At 46.6% G+C, this 17783-nt stretch carries 19 protein-coding genes; 8 read left to right on the forward strand and 11 right to left on the reverse strand.

Features of this window, described 5'->3' with window-relative positions:
* The first annotated feature begins 52 nt into the window (after positions 1-52).
* On the forward strand, positions 53-811 hold the full coding sequence (locus BLV62_RS09470; protein ID WP_089761027.1) for a DUF695 domain-containing protein: 759 nt from the start codon (positions 53-55) through the stop codon (positions 809-811).
* Positions 812-869: 58 nt separating this feature from the next.
* On the opposite strand, the gene BLV62_RS29100 is transcribed toward BLV62_RS09470, so the two are convergent.
* Positions 870-1223 (reverse strand): DUF1328 family protein, encoded by a 354-nt coding sequence (locus tag BLV62_RS29100; RefSeq protein ID WP_442319945.1) that lies wholly within the window; start codon positions 1221-1223, stop codon positions 870-872.
* Between BLV62_RS29100 and BLV62_RS09480 the strand changes: the two genes are divergently transcribed.
* Both BLV62_RS09480 and BLV62_RS09485 read left to right on the forward strand, forming a co-directional pair.
* Positions 1192-3183 (forward strand): BamA/TamA family outer membrane protein, encoded by a 1992-nt coding sequence (locus BLV62_RS09480; RefSeq protein ID WP_139170050.1) that lies wholly within the window; start codon positions 1192-1194, stop codon positions 3181-3183. The two genes, BLV62_RS29100 and BLV62_RS09480, sit on opposite strands and share 32 nt — an antisense overlap.
* 39 nt (positions 3184-3222) lie before the next feature.
* Positions 3223-4287 (forward strand): NAD(P)H-dependent flavin oxidoreductase, encoded by a 1065-nt coding sequence (locus tag BLV62_RS09485; protein WP_089761030.1) that lies wholly within the window; start codon positions 3223-3225, stop codon positions 4285-4287.
* On the opposite strand, the gene BLV62_RS09490 is transcribed toward BLV62_RS09485, so the two are convergent.
* The 4 genes from BLV62_RS09490 to BLV62_RS09505 are packed head-to-tail and all read right to left on the reverse strand — an operon-like array spanning position 4284 to position 8187.
* Complete coding sequence (locus BLV62_RS09490; RefSeq protein WP_089761032.1) at positions 4284-4835, reverse strand: putative glycolipid-binding domain-containing protein; 552 nt, start codon at positions 4833-4835, stop codon at positions 4284-4286. The genes BLV62_RS09485 and BLV62_RS09490 overlap by 4 nt on opposite strands.
* A 4-nt stretch (positions 4836-4839) precedes the next feature.
* Positions 4840-7137, reverse strand: a complete 2298-nt coding sequence (locus BLV62_RS09495) for an FdhF/YdeP family oxidoreductase (protein WP_089761034.1) — start codon at positions 7135-7137, stop codon at positions 4840-4842.
* 16 nt (positions 7138-7153) lie between these two features.
* Positions 7154-7981 carry a formate dehydrogenase accessory sulfurtransferase FdhD gene (gene fdhD / locus BLV62_RS09500; RefSeq protein ID WP_089761036.1) on the reverse strand — a complete coding sequence of 276 codons (828 nt, stop codon included), beginning with the start codon at positions 7979-7981 and terminating at the stop codon, positions 7154-7156.
* Positions 7982-7989: 8 nt separating this feature from the next.
* Positions 7990-8187 (reverse strand): hypothetical protein, encoded by a 198-nt coding sequence (locus BLV62_RS09505; protein ID WP_089761038.1) that lies wholly within the window; start codon positions 8185-8187, stop codon positions 7990-7992.
* Positions 8188-8433: 246 nt separating this feature from the next.
* On the opposite strand from BLV62_RS09505, the gene ypfJ reads away from it, so the two are divergent.
* A complete protein-coding gene (gene ypfJ / locus BLV62_RS09510) occupies positions 8434-9288 on the forward strand; it encodes a KPN_02809 family neutral zinc metallopeptidase (RefSeq protein WP_089761040.1) in 855 nt (284 codons plus the stop codon).
* 207 nt (positions 9289-9495) lie between these two features.
* Here ypfJ and pncB read toward each other — a convergent pair whose 3' ends face one another.
* Entirely contained in the window at positions 9496-10665 is a 1170-nt protein-coding gene (gene pncB / locus BLV62_RS09515; protein ID WP_089761043.1) for a nicotinate phosphoribosyltransferase, read from the reverse strand.
* A gap of 16 nt (positions 10666-10681) precedes the next feature.
* Here pncB and BLV62_RS28290 point away from each other — a divergent pair, with 16 nt between their 5' ends.
* The 4 genes from BLV62_RS28290 (at position 10682) to BLV62_RS09530 (ending at position 12594) form a co-directional block, all read left to right on the forward strand.
* Complete coding sequence (locus tag BLV62_RS28290) at positions 10682-10855, forward strand: hypothetical protein (RefSeq protein WP_168927880.1); 174 nt, start codon at positions 10682-10684, stop codon at positions 10853-10855.
* A gap of 163 nt (positions 10856-11018) precedes the next feature.
* Positions 11019-11471, forward strand: coding sequence for a MarR family winged helix-turn-helix transcriptional regulator (locus BLV62_RS09520; RefSeq protein WP_089761045.1), 453 nt, complete (start codon positions 11019-11021; stop codon positions 11469-11471).
* Positions 11472-11498: 27 nt separating this feature from the next.
* Entirely contained in the window at positions 11499-11942 is a 444-nt protein-coding gene (locus tag BLV62_RS09525; protein WP_089761047.1) for a DinB family protein, read from the forward strand.
* Positions 11943-11949: 7 nt separating this feature from the next.
* On the forward strand, positions 11950-12594 hold the full coding sequence (locus tag BLV62_RS09530; RefSeq protein WP_089761048.1) for a phosphatase PAP2 family protein: 645 nt from the start codon (positions 11950-11952) through the stop codon (positions 12592-12594).
* Here the strand turns inward: BLV62_RS09530 and BLV62_RS09535 are convergent.
* The 5 genes from BLV62_RS09535 to BLV62_RS09555 all read right to left on the reverse strand — a co-directional run bounded on the left by BLV62_RS09535 (position 12586) and on the right by BLV62_RS09555 (position 17734).
* Positions 12586-13095, reverse strand: a complete 510-nt coding sequence (locus tag BLV62_RS09535; RefSeq protein WP_089761051.1) for a hypothetical protein — start codon at positions 13093-13095, stop codon at positions 12586-12588. The genes BLV62_RS09530 and BLV62_RS09535 overlap by 9 nt on opposite strands.
* Positions 13096-13616: 521 nt before the next feature.
* The gene (locus BLV62_RS09540; RefSeq protein WP_089761053.1) at positions 13617-14462 is read right to left on the reverse strand and encodes a phosphatase PAP2 family protein; all 846 of its coding nucleotides are present in this window, start codon (positions 14460-14462) and stop codon (positions 13617-13619) included.
* A 62-nt stretch (positions 14463-14524) separates the two neighbouring features.
* On the reverse strand, positions 14525-15040 hold the full coding sequence (locus tag BLV62_RS09545) for an FUSC family protein (protein ID WP_089761055.1): 516 nt from the start codon (positions 15038-15040) through the stop codon (positions 14525-14527).
* Between the two features lie 270 nt (positions 15041-15310).
* Positions 15311-16843 carry a S10 family peptidase gene (locus BLV62_RS09550; protein WP_089761057.1) on the reverse strand — a complete coding sequence of 511 codons (1533 nt, stop codon included), beginning with the start codon at positions 16841-16843 and terminating at the stop codon, positions 15311-15313.
* A 60-nt stretch (positions 16844-16903) separates the two neighbouring features.
* Entirely contained in the window at positions 16904-17734 is an 831-nt protein-coding gene (locus BLV62_RS09555) for an AraC family transcriptional regulator (protein ID WP_089761058.1), read from the reverse strand.
* Positions 17735-17783: the final 49 nt, after the last annotated feature.

Raw genomic sequence — 17783 nt, forward strand, 5'->3', positions numbered from 1 at the left:
TTGAGCTACGTATCTTTACAGCCTGGTGTTTGCGTTATTTTAATTTTTTTATATGCATAAGGATTACCGCCCGGACTGGGATATTTATACGTGCCATATTGAAGAAAGTCCAGCAGTAATAGGCCTCGACCTTGATTTAAGACGATTCGCGCCCTTGAAGGATAAGCCTAATGCCATATATATCACTGTATATTTGAATAATCCACGTGAAGACGGATTCCCTCGGGATGCTGAATTTGCCATCATGGGTGAGATCGAAGATAAACTGGTGGAAGCGCTGCAATCCAAATTGGATGCTCAGTTTGTAGGTCGTACCTACAGTAACGGCGTACGCGACTTTTATTTCTATACCGGGGATGTAACCTTGCACGACAAGTATATTTCCGATGTCATGATAACCTTCCCTGATTACCGGTATGACTACGGGGTGAAGGAAGACAATAACTGGGAACTCTATTTCGATTACCTGTTTCCTGATGTCTACGAATTTCAACGTATCCAGAACAGGAAAGTATTGCGGATGTTGCAACAGCACGGCGATGTTTCCGAAAAAGAACGCCCCATCGATCACTGGATCCACTTTAAAACAGAAGAAGACAGGTCGTTATACTGGGAACATATAAAGGAAAACGGGTTTTCACTGATGAAAGAAGATACTACCGAAAATCCGGAATTCCCTTTTAAACTTTGCATCTCCCGTAAAGATAAAACCAGTGAAGCGTCCATTAACAATGTGGTAATGGGGCTGTGGGAATTAGCACAGCAGGTGAATGGCATGTACGATGGATGGGAAACAAGCATCATGAAATAATATAGAGTTGTTGACCGGGCATTGCCTTGTCAACAACCATATATTTTATCTCCTTCCACTATCTTCTTACAGCACCTGCAATAATAGAAACCAAGAACAGCACAAGGAAAATAAAGAATAGTATTTTCGCAATAGATGCTGCGCCAGCGGCTATCCCACCAAACCCGAAAATGGCGGCTATAACAGCCACGATAAAGAAAATTAATGCCCAACGTAACATAACAAAATAGTTTTGATGGTGAATAATATTTCCATTAAGGATTTCCGTTAACCTGGAAACAATTATCATTCCGGTAGTACAATATTTGCGTAAGTGGTAAATCCATTTTTTTTCGATATAATTGTTCCGATTGAAAAGCTTGAGGTGTTTATCTAAAATATTGCCTACACTAACTGTCATTTGCTGGCTCATCTGCCAGTGTGGTATCGTCGCAGGCTATGCCCAGATCTATACCCCTGTGACGAAAGACACGATCATATTCCCTAAAGCGCTGAAATACAGGAGCCCACTGATTCCTGACACCTTTCCGCACAGGAATAGCCCTCTTTTTAAGCAGCCTCAGACCGATACCGGCAACCACAAAAACGGGCTTTTTAAGAAGCTGGGCGAGTACAGGGATTCCCTAAAAAACAAAGAATACCGGCAATCGTTCATTAAACGGATCACGAAACAGGACGAACCCGTTCCTTCAAATGATATCGATAGCTCTATCATCAAAAGTGAGAAATATTTTACCCCTTTTGCAGGTAAAGTGATCCGTAATATCCACTATAGAAAAGTGAAGGTTTTTGGTCCAAGGAACATCAACGATACCTCCTTTACCACGAGCATGAAACTGATAAAGCTGGCCAACCGGTTACACTATGATTCAAGGCAATGGGTGATCAGGCAATCGCTCTTCTTCCGGGAAGATCAACGGCTCGACCCTTTTGAAATGGCGGATAATGAACGTTACCTGCGTAACCGCCCATTTATCCAGGATGCCAGGTTATATGTAAAGAATGTAGAAGGGGATTCGCTGGATATAGAAGTGGTAACAAAAGACCTGTTTGAATATGGTGCGGATCTTTCACAGTTCAGTCCTACCGATATCAGGGCAAGTATTTCCAATAATAACCTTTTCGGAGCAGGACAGGGCGTCAGGGTGGGCGCCCGGTGGCGGAAGGATTATAACCCCATCTGGAATTCGGAGATCAGGTATACCAAGTATAATATGATGGGGTCTTTTGTTGATATGGCAGTCGGCTACACGACATTGAATAACTTCGCACAACTGGATACCAACGCCTATGAAGGCTCTGTGTATATAGAATTAACCCGGCCCTTATTCAGGAATGCCGCCAAATGGGTAGGTGGTTTAACCCTGGCCCAGAACTGGTCCATCAACATTAAAGGAATATTGCCTGAATCGGGCGACAGCATCTTCCGGGACTACCGGTACCGGATAATCGACGGGTGGGTAGGCTACAATCTTATCAATAATTACAGGCACGATGGCACAATAGGAAGTAAACCGAACCTGGCTATACTGGCCCGGCACTATAACCTGGCATTCCAGCGAACGCCTTCGCAGGAACGGTATAAAGACGACCCGGTGTACAATAACCATCGTTTATACCTGTTGGAATTACAGGCCTACCGGATCGACTATTTCAAAGCGCATTACTTTTTTGGTTTTGGAAGAACGGAGGATATCCCGTTGGGTTACAACATCAGCGCAACAAGCGGATGGGAGACCTGGAGGGACCGCCGCCGGCTTTACACAGGCATCACCGCCCAGAAGTACTGGATAACGCACTGGCAGGGATTGTTCAATACAACCCTGGAATTGGGCAACTATTGGCTGAACCATAAAATAGAGGACGCTGTTTTTCACGCACGGCTGGAATATTACAGCCGGCTGGTCTATGTCGGTACTTCCAGGTTCAGGCAATTCTTTAACGCTGATTACCTGAACAGTCCTAATCCTTATTTCAATAAACCGTTGAACATAAATATGGAATACGGGATATGGGGATACCGCGATACCAAGTTAAACGGGTACCAGCGATTAAACATGGAATCACAAACCGTTTATTACAGCCCGTTGAAAATACTGGGTTTCAAATTCAACTTCTTTGCAGACCTGCAGGCCTCCATCCTCAATCATAAACACGACGACCTGTTGAGGAACCCGGTACACCTGGGAATAGGAGGCGGTTTCAGGGTGAAGAACGAAAACCTCTCGCTCAATACCATCAGCGTTTCAGGCTACTATTTCCCGAATCCTCCAACGCCGGTGAAAGGTTTCAGGTTGGAGATCACTACCATTGTTGACTTCCGTTTTGATGTATCTGCATTGAAGGCGCCTTCTGTTATCCTCTTCCGTTGATAAAGATATTCTTTGTAATTTTATAACAAACTATTGGTCATGGAATGGAAGAACGAATTAACCCAGTTGCTGGGCATCACTTATCCGATCGTACAGGCGCCAATGTTAGGAATAACAACTCCTGCCATGGTTGCCGCTGTAAGTGAAAGCGGGGGATTAGGATCTTTGCCTGTAGGCGGCTTACCGCCTGAACGTGTGGCTGCTTTGATCAGGGAAGTTAAATCGCTGACGGCAGCGCCATTTGCAGTGAACCTTTTTGTATATGAACCTGCGCCATCCTATGACCGAAAAGCGTTTGAAGAAATGCAGGATTTCCTGCAATTTTTGTATGGAGCCAACAGGCTTGCCGTTCCCAGGGTGAATTTTGATGAAGTGCCGTTTTATTCCTGGAGAGACCAGCTACCGGCGATCTTCGCCGCAGGGGTTAAACTGGTGAGCTTTACTTTTGGCATGCCTGACGAAGCCGGTTACAAGCTGTTGAAAGAGCACGGCGTTACACTGATCGGAACAGCTACCAGCGTGAATGAGGCGGTAGTACTAAAGGAAGCCGGCACGGATATTATTGTAGCACAGGGAATCGAAGCAGGAGGACACAGGGGTTCTTTCCTGGGCGATAGCCTTCCACAGGTAGGCACCATGTCGCTTATCCCGCAGGTTGTGGATCGTTTACGCGTTCCTGTTATAGCAGCGGGTGGTATTATGGACGGAAGAGGAGTGAGGGCGGCGTTTAACCTGGGCGCAATGGGCATACAGCCGGGAAGCCTGTTCTTAAGGGCGCATGAAAGCCTGGCTACCCCGGGTCATAAAGCCGCTATTGGCCGCCTAACGGACACGGATACTGTATTAACCCGCGGATTTACAGGAAGATGGGCCAGGGGAATAAAAAACAAATTGCTGCAGGAAATAGAGGCTTCCGGTCTGCAGATCAGCGGTTATCCATACCAGAATGAATTGACACAGCCGATCAGGAAACTGGCCAGGGAACTGGACAATACCGACTTTGCAGTGATGTGGGCAGGTCAGTCGGCCGGCAAAGCCAGGGCCTGGAGCACTGCCGACATTTTTGCTGAACTGGTAAGAGATACCGAGTCGCCGAACCACTAATAATTAATCCTTTCAAATAACCCCGGGTAGTCTTTTACAATATAAAATTCATCGTACGGTAGCCGGGCGCTGAAATCGTTATCTACATTTTCATATAAATATTCATGCTGGGCAAGCCTGGTGTACCGTTGCTGCACCCGTTGCAATTCGAATTCAGGGAGCTTGATGTACAGCATATCGAGCACTTTGCTTTCATGAGCGTTGAATTGCAATCGCCTCACCGGCAGCGTGTTGGTGAAGGGGGTTAAAGAAATATCTATATCCATGCAGTTATCAAAGAGCGCAATGTGATTGTTGTCCTTATCGAACCAATGCCCTTCCAGGTCTGATGATAAATGCAGCTCCTTAGCCTGTACGCTTTCTTCTCTTATGTGAAACGCTGAAGTTCTCCAGTCTGAAGTCAGGTCAACTTTATACCTGATGCAGAAAGGCTGTTTCTCTTTTACGCCATTGATGCAACCAACTGCCGCCATGCCCTGGCCGCTGTTGTACAGGCGGAAATACTCAATTGCAGGCCATTCAAGGGCTTGCCAGATTACCGGATTCATAGAATTATTGTTGTTTAACTGCAGATCGCCTGATCTGGATAATAACGGATTTGGATACAGGTGTGTTGCTTTGATCGGCTACGCTGTTTACCGGAACAAGTACATTGGTTTCGGGAAAGTAGGTAGCGGTGCAACCAACCGGGATATCATAAGGGATAACGATAAAGCCTTCTGCAACCCTGGTTACGCCATCCTGGAAGTTGAAAAGATCCACGATTTCGCCTCCTTTAAAACCATTCGCTTTAACATCTTCCTTATTCATGAAAATTACCCGGCGTTCATTGTACACGCCCCGGTAGCGATCATTAAGCCCATAGATGGTTGTATTGAACTGGTCGTGGCTACGGATGGTCATCATGAGGTATTCATTTTCGCCGATCGCAGAATAGCTGACGCCTGCTATGTTGAAATTCGATTTGCCGCTGTAGGTGTTGAACCTGCCTTCCCGGGCGCCGTTAGGCAAATAAAAACCTCCGGGCCGCCTTACTTTTTTATTGTAATCTTCGAACCCCGGGATGACCTGGGCAATGGCTTCTCTTATATAATCATAATGCTGACGGTAACTGTTCCATGGAATTGGCGAATTGTTGCCGAACAGTGTCATGGCCAGCTCACAGATGATAACAGGTTCGCTTTTCAGATGGGAAGAAATAGGATGCAAATTGCCTTTGGAGGATTGTACAACGCCCATCGAGTTTTCGCAACTCACGAATTGTTCTTCTCCATTCACTATATCCCTGTCGCTGCGCCCAAGGCAAGGCAGGATCAAAGCGCTGCGGCCATGAACAAGATGACTCCTGTTCAGTTTAGTTGAAACATGAACAGTAAGATCGCAATTCCGTAATGCCTGGGCGGTGTAGTTGGTATCAGGGGTGGCCGACAGGAAATTGCCTCCCATCGCCATAAATACTTTTGCTTTACCTTCATGCATGGCACGAATAGCCTCTACGGTATCATAGCCATGGCGGCGGGGCGACCTGATCTTAAAAACAGTATCCAGTTTATCCAGGAACACGGCGCTGGGCTTCTCGTAGATTCCCATGGTCCGGTCGCCCTGCACATTGCTATGCCCTCTGACGGGGCAAACGCCGGCCCCTTTAATGCCGATGCTGCCTTTAAGCAATAGGATATTGACCACTTCGCGAATGGTATCTACTGCGTTCTTATGTTGGGTTAGACCCATGGCCCAGCAGGTAATTATTTTCTTTTTACCCGCGAGCGTCCTGGCTGCTTCTTTAAGCTGGTGAAGAGGTACTCCGCAGATCTTTACCAGTTCATCCGGGTTTAATGATCTTAAGTGCTCAATATATTCTACATATCCTTTGGTGTTGTTGCTGATAAAATCATGGTCGAACACCGTTCCCGGTTTCTTTGTTTCCTCTTCCAGTAACAGGATGGCCAGCGCTTTCAGCAAAGCCAGATCTCCATTGATCCTTACCTGTAAGAAGAGGTCTGTAAGGGGAGTAGGAATGTTCAATAAACCTTTTACGGTTTGTGGATTCAGAAAGCTGATCAGTCCTGTTTCTGGTAGAGGGTTGACGGAGATGATAAAGGCGCCGTTGTTTTTTGCTTTTTGAAGCGCGGTAAGCATACGGGGGTGATTGGTGCCGGGGTTTTGCCCCATGATCATAATCACCTCTGCTTCATGAACATCTTCCAGTGTAACGGAACCTTTGCCTATTCCTACAGCGGCCGAAAGTGCAACTCCGCTAGACTCATGGCACATATTGGAGCAGTCGGGAAGGTTATTGGTTCCGAACTCCCTGACCATCAGTTGGTACAGAAAGGCAGCTTCATTGCTTGTTCTGCCGGATGTATAGAATATTGCTTCGTCGGGCGATCGCAGTCCTTTCAGCTGGCTGGCAATAAGCCGGTATGCTTCTTCCCAGCTGATGGGCGTATAATGAGTTGCACCCGGTGCGAGGTACACAGGTTCTGCTATTCTCCCTTTTTTACCTATTTCATAATCTGTAAGTTCACCGAGGTCTTTTACGCTGTTCTGTGCAAAGAAATCGCCTGTCAACCTTTTTGTGGTGGCTTCTTCAGCTATCGCTTTAGCGCCGTTCTCGCAGTATTCAGCGATGGGCGACCGCTCATCGTCCGGGTCGGGCCACGCACAGCCGGGGCAGTCGAATCCCGATTTCTGGTTGAGTTTAAGCAATGCTTTCATTCCCCTGAAAACATTCATTTCTTCCAGGATATGCTGCATGCTCGACACGACGGCAGGCATACCTGCCGCCCTGGTTTTAGGCCTTGATATTTTTATGCCGGTGAATTTCACAGGATTTTCTGCTGCATCCATGATTGCACGATTTGAGTTACACGCGGATCCTTTCCGGCGCGCTATATATATTAAAACGCTGGGATTTTAAAAACCCTACCAGCGTAATATGCCATTTTTCCGCTACGGTCACTGCCAGGCTGGAAGGTGCGCCAATAGCTGCTACAACCGGGATGCCGGCCATTGCAGCTTTCTGGATCAGTTCAAAACCTGCGCGTCCGCTTAACAGCAGCAGTGAGCTGCCAAGGGCAACAGCGTTTTCTTCCAATGCCCTTCCTATTACCTTATCCACTGCATTATGCCTGCCTATATCTTCTTCCATCATCAACAATTCTCCCTGATCGTTAAACAATGCCGCCGCATGAATTCCGCCGGTTGTTTTAAACAGGTCTTGTTCCCGGTTCAGTATTTCCGGAAGATGAAATAAAACAGATGCAGGAAATTGAAAGGAAGAGGAGAGAGGCGTATTGATAACTGTATGAATATCGCCCATGGATGTTTTCCCGCAAACACCGCAGGCCGCGGTTGAAGAAAAGCTCCTGTCGATCCGCTTCAACTGGGGCTGAATGCCGGGATGCAGTTGAACGGTGGCGACGCTGCCTTCAGGAGTTTCGACAAGATCTACTGACTGGATTTCGGCCGGAGAGGAAATAATGCCTTCTGTGAACAGGAAGCCGCTGGCTAATACGGCATCTCTGCCGGGTGTGCGCATGGTAACAGCAATGTCCTGGGTCTGGCGGACGTTATTGCTGTAGTACGCCAGCCTGATCTGAAGCGGGGCTTCGGCTGCCAGCTGATCATCTGCCTCGAGGAAGCCAGTCTGATCAACCTTCTTAACGTGGGTGAATACTACCGCATTTGTCATATGTAAAGTTATGCTTTCACGATCATCTTACCGCTGTTCCTGCCTGAAAATAATCCCAGGAATGCTTCGGGTAATTTATCAAAGCCTTCTTCAATCGTTTCTGTGTATTTAAGTTGCCCGTCTTTCACCCAGCCGGCCAGTTGTTCAATCGCTTCGGGGAAATCCTTCGCATAATTGGTGCAAATGAACCATATGCGGCTGAACACGCGGGCCTACAGGCGTTTCTCTTGAGTTATACAATGCAATCTGGCCGCATAATGTTCTTGCCTGGGCGTCAAGTGATTTTAAGGTTGCCGGGTCCGAACCTGGTTTAAAGTTATCGAATTTGATTTAAAATAATTGAGGATAAAAGAAGAGCGATTCCCTCTAAAAATCTTGGCGCCTTTGAGAGAAACAACGTACATTAGGGTTATTAATTCACCCCTTTTATTTAAATTAAAGCAACTTATTTTATGCGTCTGGATGATGAAGAAATGAGTCAGAACGTCGAGAAGCGAAGTGGCGGCGGTATGCGTACCGTTGGCATTGGCGGCGGTATCGGAGGTATTATTATCCTGGTATTGGCGTTGCTCTTCAAACAAGACCCGCAACAGGTAATGCAGGCCGTACAACAGGCCCAGGGACCTCAGTCGGGCGGCGAGACCTCAGAAAAACTTACTTCTGCAAACGCTTCTCCCTTTGAGGTAATGTCTTCTAAAGTATTAAGAAGTACTGAAAAGGTATGGACAGCCACTTTCCAGGAAAACAACAAAACCTATGAAGCACCTGGAATGGTTTTATTTGAAAAAGGAACCACTTCCGGATGCGGGTTCGCTGAATCGGCTATGGGACCATTTTACTGCCCGGCCGACCAGAAAGTGTACCTGGATGTTTCCTTCTTTACGGAGCTGGAACAACAGTTCGGGGTAAAAGGAGATTTCGCGAAAGCCTATGTGATCGCCCACGAAGTGGGGCATCATGTACAGAACCTGTTGGGCATCAGCCGCAAGGTACAGGCTATGCGAAGCAGGTTAAGTGAAAAAGAATATAATAAACTGTCGGTAATGCTGGAATTGCAGGCCGATTTCCTGGCGGGAGTATGGGCTAATAAGGCCAATCGCATACTCGAACCGGGAGATATAGAATCGGGTTTAAATGCAGCCAGCGCCGTCGGCGACGACAGGCTGCAACAAGCCAGCACAGGCCAGGTTGTGCCGGATGCCTTCACGCATGGCACTTCCGCCCAGCGCATGTCATGGTTCAAGAAAGGCTTCGAGACCGGCGACGTCTCCCAGGGCGATACGGGTATCGGCCTCGGCACGTGGTAGGGGGTCACGCAGAGCTTTTCTCGCAAAGAGGCAAAAGGAGCAAAGAGCGCAAAGAAATATTGATTGTAGCGGATATTAGAGAAGCAAAGGATCAAAGATTGTGTTTTATAACTAATCTTTGATCCTTTGCTTCTTCTTTTCCCTTAAAAAATTTCTTTGCGCTCTTTGCTCCTTTTGCCTCTTTGCGAGAAAAGCTCTGCGTGAAAATTAAACGATGTCGAGCATCTCCCGGGCAAGGGTGATCATTTTGGGGTCGCCCGTGTATTTGCCGCTGGTGTCTGAGAGTTTGACGACTTCCGTCCAGCGGGGCGCATTTTCGGGGAGCGCTTCATACATTTTAATAACGATGTTCATAGCGGGCTGCCCTACGTCGTTCGTGAAGTCAGTTCCGATGCCGAACGACATGCCTATCCTCCCTTTGCAATGCTCTGCTATATGCGCCACTTTTTCGTAGTCCAGGCCATCAGAGAAGATGATGGTTTTGCTCAGAGGATCGATTCCCATTTTCTTGTAATGGGTGATGGTCTTTTCTGCAAAGATGATGGGATCGCCGCTGTCGTGCCGTACGCCGTCAAACAATTTGGCGAACTTCTTATCGAATTGTTCGAAAAATACGGTGCTGGTGTAGGTGTCGGATAACGCAATACCCAGGTCGCCCCGGTAGATCTGCACCCAGTTTTCAAGGCCCAGCATATTAGCCATTTTGAAACCGTATTTGGCGGCATGGAACATGAACCACTCGTGGGCATGAGTACCTACAGGCTTAACGCCGTTCTGCATAGACAGGTAAATATTGCTGCTCCCGATAAAGGAACCGGTGCCATATTGTTTGAGGGTTTGAACAACCAGGCGATGAACATCCAATGAGTAACGCCGTCTTGTTCCGAATTCGGCTACAGTAACTCCCAGCTCTTTATACTTTTCTATTTTCTCGCGGGTGATCCGGATAACCTCTTCATCGCCCACCCGCTGTTCGCCTGTTAGCCGGTAGTACAATTCGCAGATCAGCGACATTAAAGGAACTTCCCAGAGGATGGTCCTGTACCAGTAGCCGCTGGTCAGTACTTCCACGTCGTTGCCATGTTGCGAGATATATACTTCAGACGGGTCGTACCTATAACCCTGGAGAAAGTCCAGGTAAGTAGGATCCAGGTAAGGGCAGGTGATGGCCAGGTATTCTTTTTCTTCGGCTGTCAATTGTAAATGCCTCATATCGTTCACCGCTGCTTTCAGCGCTTCAGCAAAGCCGGGAGGGAAGGCATGCTTCCCGCGGTTAATGAAGGTATACCTTGCACGGGCCTTCGGAAACAGCTTGATGACAGCATGCTGCATGGTGAACTTGTAAAAATCGTTGTCTAAGATACTGGTAAGGATCATACAAAAAATTTATAGTTTGGCGCCACAAGTGTTTACCGTATTCGGCATCCGGATCATGCCCAATGCGATCAGTTTAAGCCCCCTGAAGATAAGCATCAGTCTTAATCATCAGCAAAAAATATCTATTGCCATGGATAGCCTCTACATGAAAGACAATATGCATAGCAGGCCAACCACCCCTAAAAACTGAATATATGCGTCCCGGGTTGGTGGCCGGAGACAGTCTATTGGTTGTGTTGTAGCCATTGTGTTAAGTTATGTTTTTAAAACAAACCTGGGATTAGTTATGTTTACCGGAAGTTGATTGAAAGATCAATGCCGCTTTTGAATTAGCATAATATTTTAACCAATCTATGAAAAATTCCGACATCAGCGAACGACTGAGAATTAACATTGCCAGCACGGTTATACGAATCCATACAGCCTACAGGTTAAGGTTATTACAGGTATTTATGCAGGCAGGTATTGATATCACTCCTGACATGTATTTTGTTTTAAAGCATTTATGGGCAAAAGATAACGGGAGCAGGCAGCAGAACCTGGCCGATAAAACGGGTAAAGATAAAGCCAGCCTTACAAAATTGCTTGAAAACTTAGAGAAAAGAGGATTGGTGAACAGGAAAACAGATGAAAGGGATAAACGGAGCAAAAGGGTATGGCTGACAACTACAGGGCGCAAGCTGAAAGAAAAAGTTTACCCGTTGGCGTTATCGGTGGTAGAGCTGACGGAACAGGGAGTTGGGCATGCTGACCTGCAACAGGCGCAATCAATCCTGGAAACAGTTTACAATAATATCAAACGTTGACAGCCGCTTTTTCATTAACTTTAGCCTATGCTAACAGGAACATTTATCAGTTTATATGAGCGGGATCTCAGTAAGCTGGAGGAAGAAATTACGGCGTATGAAAATGCCGGAGATATCTGGAAAGTAGTGCCGGGGATCAATAACAGCGCAGGCAACCTCGTTTTGCATTGTTGCGGTAACCTGCAGCATTTTATCGGCGCGGTACTTGGGAATTCAGGTTATGTAAGGAACCGCGACCTTGAGTTCAGCAACAAGGATGTACCGGTTGAGGAGCTGCTACAGCTTATTGGCAATACCAGGAGAGTGGTATTAACTACTATTGCGGCATTAACACAGGAGGACCTGGAAAAGGAATTCCCGCTGGTTATGTTTAACACCAGGATGCCAACCGGCGAGGTGCTTATTTACCTCATCAGCCATTTGAATTATCACCTCGGGCAGGTGAATTATCACCGTCGTATTTTAGGCTGATCGTGGTATGAAGAAATTCGTTAACAGTTTTCTGCGTGTATACAAGGAAGTGAAGGTCTTGTTATGGCCATTATTGGGCATACTGGCGGCGCTTTTATACTGGCGGTTGATGGTAGACAGGCCTACCGTTTACCTGCAGATCAACAGGCTTCATACAGCATGGGGCGACAGGTTTTTCCCGCTGGCAACTCACCTGGGAAGCGTTTCCGCCGCCGTGCTGATATCCTTGCTGCTGGTATTGATAAGACGACAGATGGGGTTTGTGATGGCCACGGCCTATATGTTCACAGCAGTAATAAGCTTTACACTTAAATTCCTGGTTGGTTATCCGCGTCCTTACAGGTATTTCTTTGACCGGCTGCACGACCTGTACCTGGTGCCGGGAGTGGAAGTATTGGACAACCTCAGGAGCTTCCCATCGGGGCATAGCATCTGTGCTTTTACAGCGGCAACTGTGCTTTCGTACTATGCCCGGAATAAGAAGTTTGCTTTGCTTTACCTGTTTTTAGCTTTGCTGGTGGCTTATTCCAGGATGTATTTAAACCAGCATTTCCTGGAAGATGTATCAGCAGGAGCGGTTGTTGGTGTTTTCTTTACCATGGTTTGGCTGAGTTTTTTCGGAGAAGAAAAAAAGACGCCCCGTCTAGGATAACAGATCATTTTTCTCTTCCATTTCTTTGATCAGCGCCGACTGGTGCTGATGTTGCAGGAGTGAACCGGGTGGGGGAGCCTGTTCATTTTTTTGTGGTTTTACATACCAGTCGGGTATCGGAACATATCTTGCCCACAGTATTTCATAGCCGATGTAGATCTGGTATTTACCATCTTTTACATGATCGGAATGCCCTAATCTTCTTTCTTCGCCAGGGGCAAGGTTTTCCAGCAACCTGGCCTGGCGGGTAGTGCCCATGTTGGTAGTGATGATCTGGTTCACAGCTACTGTTACGAACCGGTTTGGAGACAGGTTCTTTACGCTACGCAGGTATCTGGCTGCACTGAAAGCGCTGTTGATACGCCTACAATTCTGACTGCTTTTATCGCGTCTTCGCCGGGAACAGGCCTGTGTTTTTTCTCTTTGAACAGGTAGCCCTGGTTTCGTATAGTCCTGAAGTATAGGTACCACAGCATGAAGAATAAATACCGGTACAAGCATTTCAAATGGTTTTATAAGAGAGGGATGGAATGAAACATGAAGTCTTACGGTTTTGAAGGATATCTTTATAGTGGGCTAATTACTTCTTTAGTGTCATTTTGATAATACTAATCTAACGTGTTCCAGGCAGAGGATTGTAAATCGCATGTTAAATAGACTGATGTTAAAATAACCCCTAAAATGCGTTTACGGGATAAAGTCAATAATTTTTTCCCACATTAACAAATAGATCACAAATTTTTCCAGCAGAATCCTGCAACTTTGCTTCATCGATCGAGCAAGGTGTTTGTAGCCAAAGTCAGCTTTAGAGGTTAACCCCCAAATACTTAAATATTGATAATTTTTCTTGTTTTATAATGTGGAATGGCTATTTACACCTGGTGTATATAGGATGTTCTGACGTTAAGTTATCAAGCAATAAGTTGATAATTTGTAGGGGTAAAGGGATGGCGCCAGGTGCCAGACCTGTTGCATACTGTTATACTATAAATGCATGGAAGTCCTGTTGCCGGGTAAGCGATTTAATTGCCCGGGAACAGGGTTAATGTGAGTCCTACGCTTTTAAACTGGGGATTATAGGAAGGCATGATTATTTTGCTGGCGCCGGAAGAGTTGCCAGACTTGAAAAGTTTACGCTGTATCCATGGGTAAGCCCAGTAGGCAGCTTTAGTGCTCAGGATACCTAAACCAGCTCCCGCCACTACATCGCTTAACCAGTGTTTATTGTTATACATACGCAGTGCGCCGGTTGTTGCTGCCGCAATGTAACCGGTCATACCTATCCAAGGCGATACGTCTTTATATTCCTGCCACATGAATTCAGCTGCTGCAAACGCAGTTGCCGTATGTCCTGAGGGGAACGACAGCCAGTCCTGTTGGTTAGGGCGTTGCTCGTTTGTCCAGTTTTTGATGCCTACCACGGCTCCTGATGTCAACAAGGCCGACATGCCCAGGAGGATAGACCTGTCCCTGAGGTTATGTTTTCCCTTTACGCCAGCCATATTCAGGATATATACTGCCGCTACCGGGGCCACCTGCAGGTAGTTGTCGATCTTGGTGCGGGGACGAAAATCTGTGTTGTTAGGGATCTCTTTGAACCAACCTTTGGTATGATGGTTTACATCCCGGAGGGTAGGATTGTTGAGTGCATAGAAGCCATAACCCACCATGGCGGCAGGTACCAATACGCCTGTAAGCGTACATTCCAGGCTTTCTGTCCTGGTCAGCTGCTTAAATTGTTCTTTATTGATCTGGTAACTTGAATCCTTTGCAGGCTTTATAGAATCAGCTGCCTGGGCAAGTACGGTTGAAAAAGAGCAGGAAACAAAGCTGTAGGCCAATCCCGCGACATATATCATTTTCTTCATGCATCAACTCCTTCAGTTTTCAAATATAAAATAAAAATTCTGAAGAAATTCTGGAGTTGCCATTATTCGCCGCCTTTATCCATGGGACGGGGTAAAATAATCTCCGCCGCCTGGCTGGCGTACTTATTATGAAAAATAAATGTAATAAGTAGTCCTAATAAACATCCCACCAGTACAGATAACACCCTTTCCACCGCCGTATCCCAAAGATGAGAGCCCGCTTCATGGGTCATCACAATAATTGTTGCCGCCAGCGCGGTGCGGGTAGCCGGTTCCAGCCGGAGCAAATTACAAAGGAGCACAGTGATCATCACAGCTATAGACATCATTACTATCATATTCGGGTGAATAAGGATCAACAGGAAACCCGAAATGGCGCCAATGATATTAGCCTTAATACGTGTAACCGCCAACGTTACCGCATCCGAACCATCCGGCGATAATACCAGCATAACAGATATCAAAACCCAGACAACGTTATCATAATTGAATAGAAATGAAAGGCCCAGTACGGCCAGTACGCCGGTAACACATTTGGCTGCATAGATCAGCACCCTTTTTATCCTTTGTTTATCCATAGCTCCACAATGATAGCGTATTTCACGCAAAGGGGCAAAGTTGGCAAAGAGACATAAGATTTTTTATAAGGGACATAAGTTTTTTTTAAGAAAAGGCATAAGTTTTTTAAGTAGAAGAAAGAAAAATAAAGAGCGGAGATTATGTAATAGGTATTACACAATCTTCGCTCTTTGCCCTCTTAATATTCTTAAAAAACTTATGTCCCTTATAAAAAATCTTATGTCTCTTTGCCAACTTTGCCCCTTTGCGTGAAACACTTTTGCGTGAAATCAATACTTGGCGGGCTGCCCCGGCTTCGGAATGGATTTACGGATAAATTCGCGGATATCTTCGTTGCCTTTGCTCAGGTCATCTTTGCGGAGGTACATCATATGGCCGCTGCGGTAACCTTTCCAGGAAAGACGGTCTTTTAACCTGCCACCGGGATCCAGCTGCCACATGCTGTATTTGGCGTTGAAATAGTCGCAGGCGCCGTCATAATAGCCAGATTGGATCATGACATGCAACCAGGGGTTGGCTGCCATTGCCTGGCGCAGGTTTTCTCCTGTATTATCGTTATTCCTGTCCCACGGATGCACAGGGCCGAACATCATATATTTAAGGTCGGTATCAAATTTCAGTTCTTCCCGCAGGTAGATATTAATGGCGGGAGTAAAGGCATGAAGCCAGCTGGTGAGTTCGGCGTTGTAATCGGGGCTGTCGCCGGCGTCTTCCCGGTCTATTCCTTTGTACCGGGAGTCGAGGCGGCCTACGGTATATCCTTTATCTCTCAATAACTCTTTCCAGTAGAATTGCGGTGGTACTTTCAGGTTATGTTGCAGGATCACTTTCTCTGAAAGCCCAGAATAGCGCGACATCCGGGCTGCCATGGCTTTCCGTTTCTGATCGTCGAGGAAGCCGCCCTGGCTGATAGCTGGTATCAGTTCATTGATGGTGAATTGTTCCACTTCCGGAAGGAAGTCTGTCAGGTCTTTCGATTGCAGGTCCTGCGCCAAGGCATGATGGTACCATGCAGTAGCGGAATAGTAGGGTAACATCAACGCGGCGTCAACAGGTCCGTTCCTGGAGATGCCCAGCTCTGTTGGCGAAACGAGGATCACCCCGTTCAGGTACATCCATTGAGCGTTCTGCAATTCCAGCGCCAGTCCTGAAACGCGGGTTGTTCCATAGCTTTCGCCTATCAGGTATTTGGGAGAAGCCCAGCGGTTATGCCGGGATACAAAGGTATTGATCCATTCGGCCAGGTACTTGATATCAGCGTTCACACCGAAGAAATTTTCCCTGGCGGCGTCTTTGGCTAACACCCTTGAGAAACCCGTATTAGCCGGGTCTACATACAATATATCGGCTATGTCGAGGATGGAGTGCGGATTTTCGTGTATACCGTAAGGTTGTACCGGGTAGCCTTCGTCGTCTATGTTAAGCAAACGGGGACCGGTGTAGGCAATCTGCATCCAGACGGAGGGAGTGCCTGGACCGCCGTTAAAGGAGATCACCAAAGGCCTGGTACTACGGTCTTTAACATCGGTCCTTTCATAATAAGTATAAAAAAGACCTGCCATTACTTTCCCGTCTGCATCCCAAACGGGCTGAGTACCGGTAATGGCCCGGTAGGGGACTTTTTGACCATTGATCGTTACATCATGAGAGGTAATAACAGTGGTATCAGGATTCAAAGTAACAGACCTGGCGGGAGGTAGATCTGATGGGTTATTAGCTGTAGCGGGCCTTTTGTTCTGCGCCTGGGCGGAAAACAGGCTGAAAGCTGCAATGATGCAGGATAGTGTCGCATAAGTCTTCATTGTGCTGATTTAGATTTTTGCTGTAGGGACTAATTTGCAAAATCTTTCTCATAAATTCTATCATAATGTTATGTCCGGTTCTTCCGGTTCCCGTTGATCTTTATGCTGGAACTCACTGGGCCGTTTCCCTATGAGTTTATAAAAAGTATTGCTGAATGCTGAAACACTGTTATAGCCGGTATCCCAGGCAATTTCGTTAACCGTTTTCCTGGTTTCCAGCAGGTATCCCAGGGCTCTAATCATCCGGGCCAGTTTTAAGTATTGGAAGAAGGAAATATCCATTGTATTCCTGAACAGCCGGGTAAGGGTTCTTTCACTGAGGCTGAATTCATGACCTATGACATCGAGAGTGAGGTTTTCAGCCAGGTTTTCGTGTATGTACCGCAAAACCGGTTGCAGGCGCGGATGGTCGGTAGTGGGAAGATTAATAGGCAGAGGCGTTTTACTGATCTCAGGAAGCATTTCCTTCATGGCTTTCAGGAATGTGAACCGTTTATCCCCCGGCGTGATATGGCCATCCCATTGGCCTGTGTAAAGGATCATTTCCAACAGAAGGTTGTTAACCGGGTAACTGCCCGTTTTACTGTAGAACGGATCGTCATTGTCCCCTGGCTCTGCATAGAAGTAAATGTTCCTGACATAATTAGCAGGGTAGCGGTGAACGAAGTAGTGCTCAACGCCCGCTGGCACCCACATGTAATGCCTGGCAGGCAGGAAATAGGTTTTATCCCTGGTGTATAAAAAAGCAACGCCGCCTTCAACATAGGTCAGCTGTCCTTTGTTATGCTTATGGAAAGAGAAGTGATGTTCTGTTTTCCAATGCCATACGTAGGTAGATTCAGGTATTGCATCAACCTCAGCAAATATTTGTTCGGTAATTGGATTTTCCATTTTGGCCGGTTCTAGCAATTTTATGGCAATTTATAGAAAATAAATTAAT

This window comes from Chitinophaga terrae (ex Kim and Jung 2007) (genome assembly GCF_900107795.1).
In the GTDB taxonomy this organism is placed as follows: Bacteria; Bacteroidota; Bacteroidia; order Chitinophagales; family Chitinophagaceae; genus Chitinophaga; species Chitinophaga terrae.